The following is a 14,166-nucleotide window of genomic DNA, read 5'->3' as shown; positions in this document are numbered from 1 at the left end:
TTTTGTGATAGGATAATTGTATTATTTTATACATTAACGTGGAAAACAGGGAGAGATCATAATGGAACGTACAACGAATTTTAACGCAGGTCCTGCAGCGCTGCCACTGGAAGTTCTGCAAAAAGCACAGAAAGAATTTATTGATTTTAACGAATCCGGCATGTCTGTTATGGAGCTTTCCCACCGCAGCAAAGAGTATGAAGCGGTGCACCAAAAAGCGAAAAGCCTCTTAATTGAACTGATGGGCATTCCGGAAGATTACGATATCTTGTTTCTTCAAGGCGGGGCAAGCCTTCAATTCTCAATGCTTCCGATGAACTTTTTAACACCTGAAAAAACCGCACATTTTGTCATGACAGGCGCTTGGTCTGAAAAAGCACTGGCAGAAACGAAACTGTTCGGGAACACGTCTATCATCGCTACTAGTGAAACAGACAATTACAGCTATATTCCAGAGGTTGACCTTACGAATGTAAAAGACGGCGCATATTTACATATCACATCCAACAATACAATTTTCGGCACTCAGTGGCAGGAGTTTCCGAATTCTCCAATTCCGCTCGTAGCCGACATGTCCAGCGATATTTTAAGCAGAAAAATCGATGTGTCTAAATTTGATGTGATCTACGGAGGCGCCCAAAAGAACCTCGGCCCTTCCGGCGTGACTGTAGTCATCATGAAAAAAAACTGGCTGAAAAATGAAAATGCGAACGTCCCAAAAATCCTGAAATATTCCACGCATGTCAAAGCGGATTCACTCTACAACACTCCGCCGACATTTGCGATTTATATGCTGAGCCTTGTTCTGGAATGGCTCAAGGAAAACGGCGGTGTGGAAGCTGTTGAACAGCGCAATGAACAAAAAGCGCAGGTTCTCTACAGCTGTATTGATGAAAGCAACGGCTTCTATAAAGGACATGCCAGAAAGGACAGCCGCTCACACATGAATGTCACCTTCACGCTTCGGGATGACGAATTAACGAATACATTCGTTCAGAAAGCAAAAGATGCGAAGATGATCGGCCTTGGCGGACACCGTTCGGTGGGAGGCTGCCGCGCTTCTATTTATAACGCGGTCTCTCTCGAAGACTGTGAAAAATTAGCTGCGTTCATGAAGAAATTCCAGCAGGAAAATGAGTAAAAAGTCTGGCTATGTAAACCGTCCGTTTGGTATACTGTTTGCATAACACATTCTGTAAAGCCTTCGCAATAAATGATGAGCATATTATTGGAGGGCAAAAAGCTTAGCAGAGGAGAGCATAGTTATGAAAACAAAAGAGTTAGTCATTATGGCTCTGTTTGCCGCAATCGGCGCAGCGCTTCATTCCATTATTCCGCCCTTTTTAGGCGGCATGAAACCAGATATGATGCTGATCATGATGTTCATGGGCATTCTGCTGTTCCCGCGGGTGCAAAATGTACTCGTCATCGGGATCGTGACCGGAATCATTTCCGCGCTTACAACCGCGTTTCCAGCCGGACAGATCCCTAACATCATTGATAAACCCGTATCAGCGTTTCTGTTCTTCTCCCTGTTTCTCTTGTTCAGAAAGAGCCGGAAAACAGGTGCAGCCTCTGCGCTGACAGTGATCGGGACCATCTTATCAGGAATTGTGTTTCTATCGTCAGCTTTATTGATCGTCGGTTTGCCGGGCGGTTTCGCCGCATTGTTCGCGGCTGTTGTTCTGCCGGCCGCTGTGCTGAATACAATCTCAATGATCATTATTTATCCGATTGTGCAAACCATTTTAAGACGTTCAAGCTTTATGGAAGCTGCTAAATAATTGTCACACAAAACCTCTTCCGCTTCCGGGAGAGGTTTTTTTGAACAGAGCGCTCGCAGCATGTCAGCATGTTTTAAGCGAGGAGTTTTGTGAAAAAGATAAGACATAGTGTAAAGGCGGTTCCGGTTGAACAAACAAGCGCTTTCTGCCGGATGACTTTCTTGGGCGGATAAGAAGCAGCCTGGCTGAGAAGTCTGATATAGTAAACAGCGCCTGAAGCGAAGGCAAGGGTGATGCAGGATAACACAATTAAAAAGACAGACAACCTTCTCCCTCCTTTTCACTTAAAAAATATGCTAAAATAAAGCAAGCTATGTATAGAAGTTCAGGCTTTCAACAAAAATGAAAAATGCTGAATGAATCCTATTTTGAAGAAAAAGACGGGGTGATTGTAATGGCGAGCGGACGTTCTCTATTAACAGGACTATTCGTAGGCGGCATCATCGGAGGAGCAGCGGTTCTTCTTACTGCACCTTCCTCAGGAAAGCAGCTGCGTGAAAAAATGAAAACCAATTATGATTCTTTTGAAGAAACAATCAAACGCTTAAAGTCAGACGGGCTTGCATTAAAAGACCAGCTGATCAAAGCGGCAAAAGAAAGCACGGATGTTATTAAAGACGTGGGCGGCGAGCTCCAAACGTCAATTAAAAAATGGCAGGAAGAGATCAAGCCTCACCAGCAGGATTTGCAAAAAGAAATTGCCGATATCGAAGAGAAAATCAGACAGCTGGAGAAAACCTTACAAAACTAATATCCTATTCAAAAGAAAAAAATGCGGGCCAAAATTGGACCCGTATTTTTTTTGGCCGAAAAACCCTTCCGCCGCAATGGTTTGTGAATTTATTAAAAAATTCTTACATTTTCATCTTTATTAATCTTTATTTTATTGGCATAATAGAGAAAAAGAAAAAGAGAAGCAGGTGACGTAATGAATCGAGTGGAACCGCCCTATGATGTGAAAGAAGCTCTAGTCTTCACCCAGAAAATGGCTCAGCTTAGCAAGGCTCTTTGGAAATCGATCGAGAAGGATTGGCAGCAATGGCTCAAACCGTATGACCTGAATATTAATGAGCATCATATTTTATGGATTGCGTATCAATTGAATGGAGCTTCCATTTCTGAAATCGCGAAATTCGGGGTCATGCACGTATCAACCGCATTCAACTTTTCAAAAAAGCTGGAAGAACGGGGATATTTAAGGTTCTCCAAACGGCTGAATGATAAACGGAACACATATGTCCAATTGACTGAGGAAGGTACCGAGGTATTCTGGAGCTTGCTTGAGGAATTTGATCCGACACGCAACGCTGTTTTTAAAGGGTCACAGCCTTTGTATCATTTATTCGGAAAATTTCCTGAAGTGGCAGAAATGATGTGTATGATACGCCATATCTACGGCGATGATTTTATGGAAATTTTCGAAACGTCACTCACCAATATTGACAATGACTTTGAAAGCGTAAACGGAAAACTGAAGAAAAAAGCAAAGGACAGTGCGGCGGATGAACCGGCTGAAGAGCTCGAACCTGTAAACAGTTAATCAAAATGCTTCATGATGTCGATAAAGACTTCCATCAGCTCTTGATAAAGCCCCTGCTCATACAGGGCAAAAATCGTTTCATGAACATCTAATTTTTCATTCAGCTGTCCGGCAAAAAGCGCAAGGAGCTTATCAAAGGTTACAAATCCTTGCGCTTTTTGTGTTGCCAGCTCTTCCGACAATTCATCGCATATCCTCATAACCGCTTCCCCTTCTTCCTTGCTCAGCCCTTTGTCAATGAGAAGCGCATAGAAGGGGTACCTGTCCATATCTACTGTTTTCACTAATAATTGTATGTAATATTCTAATCGCTCAATGCGATGATCCATCGAATCCATCCACACCACTTCTTTCTATCTTTAATCTTATTTTAGCTGATAATTCACTGAGAAGAAAGTTCTAACCCCATATTTCGCAGTTTGTTTGCTTGTTTCAAAAAAATACCTGCCGGATGATATTTTTTCTTAAAAAAGCATTGATTTTTTCTCTTGGGAGGAGTAAATTATTTTGAGATTCTATTCAAGATGTATGGAAGGATGACTTTGATGAATTGCTGGAAGACCATAAATCTCATGAAGGATTATGGCGCCGTTCGCATAATATTAACTGCTGTATGTTTTATGATTTTGGTTTTTATATCTACCTTTTTAGCTTTTGAGCTGCTGCGGCCTGGCACAAGCTTAAGCGATGAATATGTATCTTTATTCGGCGGTTTGCTCGTCGTTATTTTATTTGTACATAAAGTCATCCATGTCCTGCCAATCATCTGCAAAAAAAGAAAAATAGAAAAAAAGTTTTACATATTGCGCACGCGCACATGGAAACGTATACCAAAAACAACAATGCTCATTTCACTGGTCAGCCCGTTCTTGCTGATTACACCGGTATTGTTTTACGCAGCACTGGCATTTCCGAATCATGCTCATTATTTCTGCATGATCTCGGGCATTCACGCCGGCTACTGTCTGCCTGATTTCCTGCTGGCTCTCAAGCTGATAAAAGCACCGAAAACCGCTTTTATTGATCAGGAAGCAGACGGCTTGGATATTCTTGTTGAAAAGTAGTCAACCCCTGGTGCTGGTGGCGATTTTTCAATTTGCATTCTATCTTTTTTAATAAATATTTGGTAATGTAATATGGGACAGTTCAGAGAGAGGGGGAATCTCCCATCATTTTATTCTATTTTATCGTGGCTGCCGTGTTTATTTTATATTTCATAAACAGGCTCACCAATACATTATGCCTTGTCAGAGAGATTCCTGAAGAGCGGCAAGATAAGGTATTCCGATTTATTAATGTATCTATATTAATTTTACTGATCTCTTCGTTTGTGGAGATCTCCTTTACAGTGTAAATACGAAAGAAAGCATAGCTGCTGATTAAGCAGCTATGCTTTTTTATGTTGATTAGTACAGCCAAGAAGCGCCGATGATAATCAATAAAATAAATAACACAACCAATAAAGCGAATCCGCCTGCAAATACTTCACCCATCTTAAAAAGCACCTCCTGTAATAAGCTTTATTTACCAATTACATGTTATGCAATTCATGTTTGAAACGATTAGGCGCTAGTGAAAATAAAGGATCGCTTATGTTGCAAGCGATCCTCGGGCTGCTTAGTAGATGTAAGCTGCACCTACGATGATAAGCAAAATGAACAGTACTACGAGCAACGCGAATCCGTTAGAGTATCCTCCGCTCATGTTACATACCTCCTTTTCTTGATCAATATATAAGTATGTCATCAGCAAAAGTTTGACTAGACGAATGCCCTTTATTTAAAATCTTTTTACAGAAAGCCACAATATGTTATGATACGCATAGGTAATTTAATTTGGAATGATTAGGAGTGTTTGAAACCAATGAAGAAAATCGCAATAGCAGCTATTACTGCTACAAGCATCCTCGCTCTCAGTGCTTGCAGCAGCGGCGACAAAGAAGTCATCGCAAAAACAGACGCAGGCGATGTCACAAAAGGCGAGCTTTACACAAACATGAAGAAAACAGCTGGCGCAAGCGTACTGACACAGCTAGTGCAAGAAAAAGTATTGGACAAGAAGTATAAAGTTTCGGATAAAGAAATTGACAACAAGCTGAAAGAATACAAAACGCAGCTTGGCGATCAATATACTGCCCTCGAAAAGCAATATGGCAAGGATTACCTGAAAGAACAAGTAAAATATGAATTGCTGACACAAAAAGCGGCTAAAGATAACATCAAAGTAACAGACGCCGATATCAAAGAGTACTGGGAAGGCTTAAAAGGCAAAATCCGTGCAAGCCACATCCTTGTTGCTGATAAAAAGACAGCTGAAGAAGTAGAGAAAAAGCTGAAAAAAGGCGAGAAGTTTGAAGATCTTGCGAAAGAATACTCAACAGACAGCTCTGCTTCACAAGGCGGAGATCTAGGCTGGTTTGCAAAAGAAGGCCAAATGGACGAAACATTCAGCAAAGCTGCATTCAAATTAAAAACAGGTGAAGTCAGTGACCCTGTCAAAACGCAATACGGCTACCATATCATTAAAAAGACAGAAGAACGCGGCAAATACGATGATATGAAAAAAGAACTGAAATCTGAAGTGCTTGAACAAAAATTAAATGACAACGCAGCTGTTCAGGAAGCTGTTCAAAAAGTCATGAAGAAAGCTGACATCGAAGTAAAAGATAAAGATCTGAAAGACACATTTAATACATCTTCAACAAGCAACAGCACTTCTTCACCTTCAAGCAGTTCTAAATAATAAAAAAGCTGTGCAGGCTCAATGAGCCGCACAGCTTTTTTTATGCGATGGAATGGTTTTGATTTTCTTCTTCATGCTGCTGAGAACTGCGGCGTTCTCGCTCCTTTTCCATCCTCTCCATATAAATCTGCCCTTCTTTTTCAATAAAAGCCTGGTCTACTTTTTCTTCCTCTTTGGCTGCCGCCACAAGTTTATATGCGCTGAAAATGATGCCTACAATACAAAGATACACCCACCATGGAAAAAATAACACGGGCTCCTCCCCCTTTGCATAGATTCTTTATTCTTAACCATATGCGGGAATGAGACGAGTTATGTGCGGGAAAGACGCATCAAAAAGGACTGAGCTGAATATGTCAGCATCAGTCCTTTTTAAGTTATTTATGAAATGTCGGTTTATAAAAGGAACGGTTTTCCAGTGCAAATACGCGTTCAGTATACTCGCCCGGCTTCACGCGCTCAAGCGCTCTGTCCATCATATTCATTTTTGCATCCAGATTGTCTATATAGTGAAGAATTTCCGCTTCTTTCACCATCGGCGGTTTCGGGCTGCCCCATTCTGCTTTGCCGTGGTGACTCAAAATCAAATGCTGAAGAATTAACACCTCTTCAGAATCGATTTGAAGCTCCTCAGCCGCTTTTGAAAGCTCTGTCACCATGATGGAAATATGGCCGAGCAAATTGCCTTCAACCGTGTACGAAGTGGAAACAGGGCCGGACAGCTCCTTCACTTTTCCAAGATCATGCAGGATGACACCGGCGTAAAGCAGATCACGATCAAGAGACGGATATAAATCTGCTATTGCTTTCGCCAGGTTCAGCATAGAGACAACATGATACGCCAAACCTGAGACAAACTCATGGTGGTTTTTCGTAGCCGCCGGATAATCCATAAACTCAGCTTCGTGTTTTTTAACCAAGAACCTTGTGATTCGCTGGATATTCGGATTTTTCATTTCAAATATATATTGAGTGATGGTATCCATCATTTCATTTTTCGGAATCGGCGCGGTTTCTAAAAAATCATCAATATTGACGTTTTCTTGCTCGCTTACCGGTCTGATATTTCTTAGCTTCAGCTGGGTGCGTCCGCGGTAATGATGAACATCGCCGACGACCTTGACAATCGTCTGCGGCGCATAGGTCACTTCATCACTTTGCTTGGCATCCCACAGCTTCGCTTCAATATCGCCTGACTGGTCTTGCAGCATCAGCGTCAGAAACGGTTTTCCATTGCTTGCAATCCCTTTCGTCGAGGATTTAATCAATAGATACTGGTCCACCTGTTCGCCAACCTCATGTAGCATAATCCCTTTAGCCATTCTATTAAAGCTCCCTCCGTATCTTACATAATACCAGTATATCACATACCGATTTTCAGCTATAGAACCTCTTTTATGACACCAAATGGATGATTTGGCTGCTATGAAATGCATCTTTTACGTGCTCATGGCATGTAAAATACAAAATCTGCCTACCGCCTTCGGATAAATCATACAGAACATGTAATACACGTTTCAGCCTTTCCTGATCAAAATGAACAAAACTGTCGTCAAGCTGGAACGGAAGCATTGACCCATCCTGGCGCGTAACAGCCAAAGCAAATCGGATCGCTGTATACAGCTGTTCACATGTCCCTTGTGACAGCTCTTCCGCATGATAGACAGTTCCATCGCCATGCATAACCATGATCGAATCATCCGTTTCGGAAAAATAAATGGTTTGGTAGTTTCCGTCAGTCAGAGGGCGGAAGAATTCTCCTGCCGTCTCCAGAAGGCGCGGAAGCTCGATTTTTTTATGCCGCTCCAATTTGTTTTTGATCACCTGTTTGATCATTTGTATCGAGGCCCATTTTTTAGCCGTTTCTTTTACACGTTCTTTTTGCATTTCGGTTTGAAGCTTGAGGTCTGAGACCAATCCCGAAGCCTCTAATTGTTCCTGTTTGACTGAGAGCAGTGCGATTTGGCTGCGGAGCTGCTCGATCTCCTCAGTCAGCCGCTCTTTTCTTTCATTCTCAACAAATTGCTTATCTTTCAATTCAGAAAGCGTATTGGAATCCGCCAGTTCAAGTTCCTCCGGGTACCCGCCTTGAAGCTGTGCGTTTACGTGATAAAGCTTGTTCTCCGTATCCTTCAATTGCCTGCTGATGTCGGCTATGGAAAAAAACGCATCTCTGTCTTTTGCAGCAGCCGCGGCAAATAACTGTTCAATCTGTGCGTGGAAATACTGTATTTCTTGCTCAAGTTCAAGCATCTGTTCCTTTGTATAATGAATATCTGTTTCAATTTCCTTTTTTTGCTTCTCAATTTCTTTTGCACGTTCAATGCTTTTCCGCAATGTGTGAAGGGCGTCCGAAATGGAGATATCCTGACTCTGATTCACGGGAAGAAGCATACTGACGCGTTCTTCGAATGTTCTCCGGTGCTTTTTCAGCCTGCCTGCTTCAATGGTCAGCTCATGCTTTTTCTTCACTTCTTTTTTAACATCCTTCATTAAGCTGTATGCATCAAGCAAAAATGATGGATCTTCCTTAAATCCGAGCTCATTCATAAAACGCTCAATCTGTGTAAAGGACGGCGCCATTTCGGCTTCCCACTGTTCAAACTGCTGGATGACCCTTTCATACGCCGCCTCCTTTTGCTGGAGCGCTGCACGCTGTGTGAGAAGGTGCTGCTTATTGCGGTCATCCTCCCATAACGCTTCTCTAAGCATTTCAGCTTCTGCTGGTGAAATATCCGTCATGGACTGTCTTGTCTCTCGGCTGTTTCGAGAAGACGGTTTTCCTGATACAAGCCAATACACAATAAGTGCAGCGCCGAAACTTATGGCGGGAATCCATTGCTGCAGCAGAGAAAAGAGAACGAAGAACAACATACCAGCTGCAATGACAGTCTTTTTCTGTTTAGCCTGCTGTCTTTCAAAAAACGTTAGCTGTTCTCTGAGCTTCGTTTGCTCTTGGTGCTGCCCCTGTGTTTCATCATATGCTCTAAGAGCTGCTTCTTTATCTTTTCTTTGGCTGTTTTCAAGAATCGCGGACGAAGCGGCACGAACGGCCTTTTCCGCGTCTTCCAGCTCATGCCGGGCAAGTTCAAACGTCTCGTCAAGCTGCCGTTTTCTGTCTCTTGCCTGTACATATTGCTGCACCGCTTGCTGAAGCTGCCATTCATAATCATATGAGGTGTTCATATTCAGGAGCTCATTTTCATCCGTTTTATTGAGCTGTTCCAGCCCTGCCGCTGTCTGCGCAGACGCCTGGCGCAGCTGTGCCTGAATGGCTGCCAGCTGTTCTCCCCAGGATTGGTACATATGAAACGCTGCCGAAAGCTCTTGTATCAGCGTTTCTTTCGCCAATAGTTCTTTATCGGGGATAAGCTTTTGCCTCTGTTTGTCCAACTCCGCCATCTTCACCCGAAGCGCCTCAAGCTGTGCTGATTTCGGGTGAAGATGGGATTCATATTTTTCCAGCTGATGCAGTCCGTCAGCAGGAAATTGTCCTGCATGTTCCTGACATTCTGCAATTACCTGTTCGAGTGTCGCTTTTTCATTTAGCAGCGGCTTTCGCTCAATCGCCCCCTCAATCATTCGGATATGTCCTGCCGTCTCTTTCAATTCGATTTCCGCGGCTGCAAGGCGGGCTTCAAGCGTTCGTTTTTCCTCGAGAAGCTGATGATAGCCCGCTTCCTCTGCTTCAGCCTGTTTTAGCTTCACTGCCAGCTGCTTAAGCGTTTCCAGCTCCTGATTCAATTGAGGGTTTCGCCCATTTGGTTTATAGAGCCTTTCGCTTTCCTTCGTCAGCCTTGTATCAAGCTTTGATACGGCTTCAGCACCAAACAAGCTGGAAAAGAGCAAAAATTCCCCTATCTTGTCCCGATTAAAGGCGTGAACTTCCTGCAGCCCGAATACGTCGAACGAATATATGGCTTTGTACAACGACCTGTCTGTGCCCTGGAACAGCTGCTTTATAACATCTCCCTGCTTTACTTCGCCCTTTTCTGTGTACACGCTTAGTTTTTCGGCTTTCCCTTTCGTCCGTTCGATCTTCAGCACCCCATACTCAGGATGTTCAGCTTCAAGAACACCACCGTAGACACCGCCTGTTTTCGGTTCATATTTTTTCGTTTTCGGAAAACCGAACAGCATGCTTTCAATAAATGACATCATCGTCGTTTTTCCTGCCTCATTTAATCCGTAGATGACTTGGACAGGAGAGGCGGAAAAGCGAAAGGTCCGATTAGAAAATTTTCCGTATTGGTAGATATGTAAAGATATAATTCGCAAAGCTGTCACCGCCTCATGTATCAAGCACCTTAAGCTGCCTTTTCAATAAAATCTGTGCCTGCTCTTTTATTTCCTTTACTTCCTCTTGGCTAAACCGGTCCACGTGCCTTCTGTACACAGGATGGCGCTCAAGCCCTTCCAGCACGTCTGACAGATCGCCGCGGTCAATGTCCGCAAATAAACCGCCAAAAAAAGGATCAAGGTTTGTTAGGTTTGCTTCGTTTTCTGTCTCATCGTCCAATCCAAGAGGCCAAACGAAATGTTCCTCTTCCGCTTCTTGTTCCTGAAGAGCTTCAAGAAACTCATCCAAGGTGCCTTTTGGCGCCTCCAGCAGCCATTCCGGCGCCGTCCCTTGTAAAACAAGCCTTACACAAACAGGGCTCCCCTTTTTCCGCAGCTTCGAAAACGTGTTCTCCACCATTTGGAAGAGGGCGGTCATATTCTTTGCCCCCGTCACATCAACTGCCGCTTTTTCCCACAGGACATCATGCGCTCTCTGAAATTCATAAGAAATATCTCCGTTAGTCACACGAACGAGATAATAGCCTTTATCTCCCGTCTCCTTCATATGGCGTGCTTGCGTGTTTCCCGGGTAAATGACTGCCGGGTGCTCGGCAGATAGAACTTGGCGTTTATGTATATGGCCAAGCGCCCAATAATCCATCCCGCTTTTCACGAGGTCGTCATGTGTAAACGGGCAATACGGATCGTGTCCTTCAGATCCAGACAGCGTGCCGTGGAGCATGCCGATATGAAACGGTGCGTCAGTTGATCTCCGATAGCGGGCAGCTTGGTTTTCCGTCACTGCTCTGGCTTGATAGCTGAAGCCGTAAATGCTTGCTATGCGCCTGCCTTCTTTAAAAAACGATTTTTCTTCTGGAACAGCGGACGAAAAAATATGGACATTCTCAGGCCATTCAATCGGCGTCCACTCCCCGCCAAGATGATCGTGATTCCCAAAGATGACGTATACCGAAATCCCGCACTCTCTGAGTCTTTCAAACTGTTTTTTCAAAAAGAGCTGAGCCTTTAAGCTTCGATTGGCTTCATCAAACAGATCTCCCGCCAGCAAAATGAAATCAACGTGTTCTCTCACTGCGGCGTCTATCATATGTCTCACGCTTGCAAACGTGCTTTCTTTAATCCGGGCAAAAATCGGCTCCGGCAGATGCGATATCCCGTAAAACGGGCTGTCAAGATGATGATCTGCCGCATGAATAAAGGTTAGATCAGTCAACATTCTGCTCCTTTCCAGGATGAAGTACCCTTATTTTAGCACCGAATTCTTGCGAATGCACGTTCTGTCAATAAAGAAACAGCCTGAGAATCCCCAGGCTGTTTTCCAATCAGTTTTTCGCTAAACGTAGCGCTTGTTTGATCGCTTTGAACGCGCTTGAATTGCCGTAAATTAATACACCGCCTTTATAAATTCTGGCGCCGATAACGGCCAGTATGACAATGGTGAGCAGTGTGATTCCGATTCCGACAGCCGCCTGCCAGAACGGAATATCAAGCATGCCGACGCGCAGGAACATAATCATTGGCGTAAAGAACGGAATAAACGAAGTTACCGTGATAAATCCTGCGTCAGGCGCATTCAAACCGAACATCGCGATCATAAAACCGGCGACAACCAAAAGCGTCATCGGCGTGATCGTTTGCTGCACGTCCTCTATTCTGCTGACGACACTGCCGAGAAACGCGGCAAGTGTCGCGTACAAAAAGTATCCGAGCAAAAAGAAAATGACAGCATAGATGACAGTGGTTGCAGATACATCGGTCAAATTAAGGAATCCGCCGACAGATGAAGCCGTTTCGCTCTTTTCGTTCAGCTTAAGCGACAGAGAGCCGGCTCCTATAATAATAGCAAGCTGTGTGATCCCGACAAGCCCGATACCAAGCAGCTTTGCAAACATTTGCTGGATCGGCGGCATACTTGAGATCAGGATTTCCATAACTCGCGAAGATTTTTCGGTTGCGACCTCCATCGCTATCATGCTGGCATACATAATCACCGAAAAATAAATGACGAACAGCATAATGTAAACAAGCCCTACCGTCTGGCCAAGCTCTTCCTCAGACTTTGCCCCTTCTTTCAGCGCCTTCTGCCCCACAGTAACGGGCGCATAAAGGCTGCTGATCGTTTCCTGCGACACGCCGAGCTCCGCTGTTCCGACAGCTGTTTTGGTTTGCGTCAGCGCCTGCTGCAGCGTTTGATACGTGCTTTCATCAGAAATCGTTAACGCTTTATATGTTCCTGAAATGGTCCCTTTTTCATCTCGTTTGATGATGAGCATGCCATCGAGTGATTCATCTTTGACTTGCTTTGTGACCTCATCCTCCGATTGCTTCGACAGCTTCACATCAAGATCGCCATCTGTATCCACCGCTTTCAGCTGCTTTGAAAAAACCGGATATAATTCGTTTGTTTCATCAACAACGGCAATTTTTTCTTTCGCATCGTCACCTTGAAACAAAGAAATGATCGACTCCAGATTCGTTACAACTAAAACAAGCAGCACCGTGATGACAGTCGAAATAATAAAGGATTTTGCCATAATCTTATTTTTGTATGTATGAGAAAGCATGATCCAAAATTTATTCATAGACGGCCCCCACCTTTTCTATAAAAATATCATGCAGTGACGGCTCTTCAAGCTCAAACTTTCTGATAAACCCTTTTCCTTGGAGCATCGCAAAAATCTCTTGAGAAATGTCTTCATTGGCAATCTGCAGCTTGACGCCGTCAGCCGTTTCCTTCCATTGAAGAATGCCTTCATGAGACTGCAAAAAGCGCAAATCGTCATCGGAGTGAATGGTAACATTCTTTTTACCGAAAGAACGCTTGATCTCCTTCAGCTTGCCTTGTACAACCGGTTTTCCTTTCTGCAATATGCAAAGGTTCTCACAAAGCTCCTCCACATGTTCCATCCGATGGCTTGAAAATAAAATAGAAACACCGCTGTTTTTCAGCGAGATCACAGCCTCTTTTAACAGCTCAACATTGACAGGGTCCAAGCCGCTGAATGGTTCATCTAGAATCAGGAGCTCCGGCTTATGCAAAACTGCCGAAATGAATTGGATTTTCTGCTGATTCCCTTTTGAAAGCTCTTCCACCTTCTTATTCTCGTAATCTGTGATATTGAAGCGTTCAAGCCATGTCCCGAGCTCTTTTACAGCCTCCCGCTTCTCCATCCCTTTTAATCTGGCAAGATAGACGAGCTGATCCCTTACCTTCATTTTCGGATAAAGGCCCCGTTCTTCCGGCAGATAACCGATTTTGTTGCTGATATGATAATTCACAGGACGGCCCTTCCAGCTGATTGAGCCCTCCGTAATGCTTAATAATCCTAGGATCATGCGAAACGTCGTTGTTTTTCCCGCTCCGTTTGCGCCTAATAGACCAAACATTTGCTGTTCCGGAATATCTAAGTCCAATCCGTCAACGGCTTTATAATCTCCAAATGTCTTCGTTACGTGATCAATTGTAAGCACTGAATCTCCTCCTTCCCTGACCCATTATATACTAATTTTGGATAAAGCATAATAAAGGATTTTGATTTCCTATTTAGAATATAAATGAAGAAAGACTGATAAACCTTAAAATGGGGGAGAAACCTGATGGCTGATTATTTCCTTACCGTATTTGATCCTTCGGGGAACACGCTGGTAAACGAGCAATTCGAGGCAGAACATGAAGAAGCGGCAAAAACGCATGGTGAAGCCCTCTTAAAAGAAAAAGAGCTTCATAGTCATACTCATCGTTTAGTCAATGCAGCCGGAAAGCTGATTTTGTTTCACAGATGATCAGCTTTCCGGCTG

At 43.7% G+C, this 14,166-nt stretch carries 18 protein-coding genes; 8 read left to right on the top strand and 10 right to left on the bottom strand.

The annotated features are described in order from the left end of the window. The first annotated feature begins 61 nt into the window (after positions 1 to 61). Positions 62 to 1,141, top strand: a complete 1,080-nt coding sequence (gene serC, locus MHH79_RS05450) for a 3-phosphoserine/phosphohydroxythreonine transaminase (RefSeq protein WP_340035026.1) — start codon at positions 62 to 64, stop codon at positions 1,139 to 1,141. 124 nt (positions 1,142 to 1,265) lie between these two features. Continuing rightward, entirely contained in the window at positions 1,266 to 1,784 is a 519-nt protein-coding gene (gene trpP / locus MHH79_RS05445; RefSeq protein ID WP_340035025.1) for a tryptophan transporter TrpP, read from the top strand. 73 nt (positions 1,785 to 1,857) lie between these two features. Here the strand turns inward: trpP and MHH79_RS05440 are convergent, their stop codons facing one another. After that, the gene (locus MHH79_RS05440) at positions 1,858 to 2,049 is read right to left on the bottom strand and encodes a hypothetical protein (RefSeq protein ID WP_014476318.1); all 192 of its coding nucleotides are present in this window, start codon (positions 2,047 to 2,049) and stop codon (positions 1,858 to 1,860) included. 129 nt (positions 2,050 to 2,178) lie between these two features. Between MHH79_RS05440 and MHH79_RS05435 the strand changes: the two genes are divergently transcribed. Both MHH79_RS05435 and MHH79_RS05430 read left to right on the top strand, forming a co-directional pair. Further along, complete coding sequence (locus MHH79_RS05435; RefSeq protein WP_003245875.1) at positions 2,179 to 2,535, top strand: YtxH domain-containing protein; 357 nt, start codon at positions 2,179 to 2,181, stop codon at positions 2,533 to 2,535. Positions 2,536 to 2,712: 177 nt separating this feature from the next. Next, a complete protein-coding gene (locus tag MHH79_RS05430) occupies positions 2,713 to 3,324 on the top strand; it encodes an HTH-type transcriptional regulator Hpr (RefSeq protein ID WP_003239501.1) in 612 nt (203 codons plus the stop codon). On the opposite strand, the gene MHH79_RS05425 is transcribed toward MHH79_RS05430, so the two are convergent. Then, positions 3,321 to 3,662: a YhaI family protein gene (locus MHH79_RS05425; protein ID WP_009966921.1), complete on the bottom strand. Its 342-nt coding sequence runs from the start codon at positions 3,660 to 3,662 to the stop codon at positions 3,321 to 3,323. The genes MHH79_RS05430 and MHH79_RS05425 overlap by 4 nt on opposite strands. A gap of 207 nt (positions 3,663 to 3,869) precedes the next feature. On the opposite strand from MHH79_RS05425, the gene MHH79_RS05420 reads away from it, so the two are divergent. After that, entirely contained in the window at positions 3,870 to 4,388 is a 519-nt protein-coding gene (locus tag MHH79_RS05420) for a DUF3267 domain-containing protein (RefSeq protein WP_015483028.1), read from the top strand. Between the two features lie 107 nt (positions 4,389 to 4,495). Further along, the gene (locus tag MHH79_RS05415) at positions 4,496 to 4,678 is read left to right on the top strand and encodes a hypothetical protein (RefSeq protein ID WP_024571667.1); all 183 of its coding nucleotides are present in this window, start codon (positions 4,496 to 4,498) and stop codon (positions 4,676 to 4,678) included. A gap of 52 nt (positions 4,679 to 4,730) precedes the next feature. On the opposite strand, the gene yhzE2 is transcribed toward MHH79_RS05415, so the two are convergent. Next, on the bottom strand, positions 4,731 to 4,817 hold the full coding sequence (gene yhzE2, locus MHH79_RS05410) for a sporulation protein YhzE2 (protein ID WP_003155248.1): 87 nt from the start codon (positions 4,815 to 4,817) through the stop codon (positions 4,731 to 4,733). Between the two features lie 124 nt (positions 4,818 to 4,941). After that, positions 4,942 to 5,028, bottom strand: a complete 87-nt coding sequence (gene yhzE1 / locus MHH79_RS05405; RefSeq protein ID WP_003327753.1) for a sporulation protein YhzE1 — start codon at positions 5,026 to 5,028, stop codon at positions 4,942 to 4,944. A 159-nt stretch (positions 5,029 to 5,187) separates the two neighbouring features. Between yhzE1 and prsA the strand changes: the two genes are divergently transcribed. Beyond that, positions 5,188 to 6,066 (top strand): peptidylprolyl isomerase PrsA, encoded by an 879-nt coding sequence (prsA, locus tag MHH79_RS05400; RefSeq protein ID WP_015383240.1) that lies wholly within the window; start codon positions 5,188 to 5,190, stop codon positions 6,064 to 6,066. Positions 6,067 to 6,106: 40 nt separating this feature from the next. Here the strand turns inward: prsA and yhaL are convergent, their stop codons facing one another. The 6 genes from yhaL to MHH79_RS05370 form a co-directional block, all read right to left on the bottom strand. Next, on the bottom strand, positions 6,107 to 6,319 hold the full coding sequence (gene yhaL / locus MHH79_RS05395) for a sporulation protein YhaL (protein WP_003233252.1): 213 nt from the start codon (positions 6,317 to 6,319) through the stop codon (positions 6,107 to 6,109). 124 nt (positions 6,320 to 6,443) lie between these two features. Continuing rightward, positions 6,444 to 7,388, bottom strand: coding sequence for a 3'-5' exoribonuclease YhaM (gene yhaM / locus MHH79_RS05390; RefSeq protein WP_003245698.1), 945 nt, complete (start codon positions 7,386 to 7,388; stop codon positions 6,444 to 6,446). Positions 7,389 to 7,461: 73 nt separating this feature from the next. Then, positions 7,462 to 10,353, bottom strand: a complete 2,892-nt coding sequence (gene sbcE, locus MHH79_RS05385) for a DNA repair/recombination ATPase SbcE (RefSeq protein ID WP_251218196.1) — start codon at positions 10,351 to 10,353, stop codon at positions 7,462 to 7,464. A gap of 4 nt (positions 10,354 to 10,357) precedes the next feature. Then, positions 10,358 to 11,584, bottom strand: a complete 1,227-nt coding sequence (locus MHH79_RS05380; protein WP_340035024.1) for a DNA repair exonuclease — start codon at positions 11,582 to 11,584, stop codon at positions 10,358 to 10,360. A 106-nt stretch (positions 11,585 to 11,690) separates the two neighbouring features. Next, complete coding sequence (locus MHH79_RS05375; RefSeq protein ID WP_015383237.1) at positions 11,691 to 12,950, bottom strand: ABC transporter permease; 1,260 nt, start codon at positions 12,948 to 12,950, stop codon at positions 11,691 to 11,693. After that, entirely contained in the window at positions 12,943 to 13,839 is an 897-nt protein-coding gene (locus tag MHH79_RS05370) for an ABC transporter ATP-binding protein (protein WP_003233262.1), read from the bottom strand. The genes MHH79_RS05375 and MHH79_RS05370 overlap by 8 nt, the downstream gene beginning before the upstream one ends. Before the next feature lie 126 nt (positions 13,840 to 13,965). On the opposite strand from MHH79_RS05370, the gene MHH79_RS05365 reads away from it, so the two are divergent. Continuing rightward, complete coding sequence (locus MHH79_RS05365) at positions 13,966 to 14,151, top strand: YhzD family protein (RefSeq protein WP_003233264.1); 186 nt, start codon at positions 13,966 to 13,968, stop codon at positions 14,149 to 14,151. Positions 14,152 to 14,166: the final 15 nt, after the last annotated feature.

It is taken from the genome of Bacillus sp. FSL K6-0993 (assembly GCF_037977205.1).
Lineage (GTDB): Bacteria > Bacillota > Bacilli > Bacillales > Bacillaceae > Bacillus > Bacillus subtilis.
The sequence above is the reverse complement of the archived record's forward strand: the minus strand, read 5'-3'. Positions and strand labels throughout refer to the sequence as shown.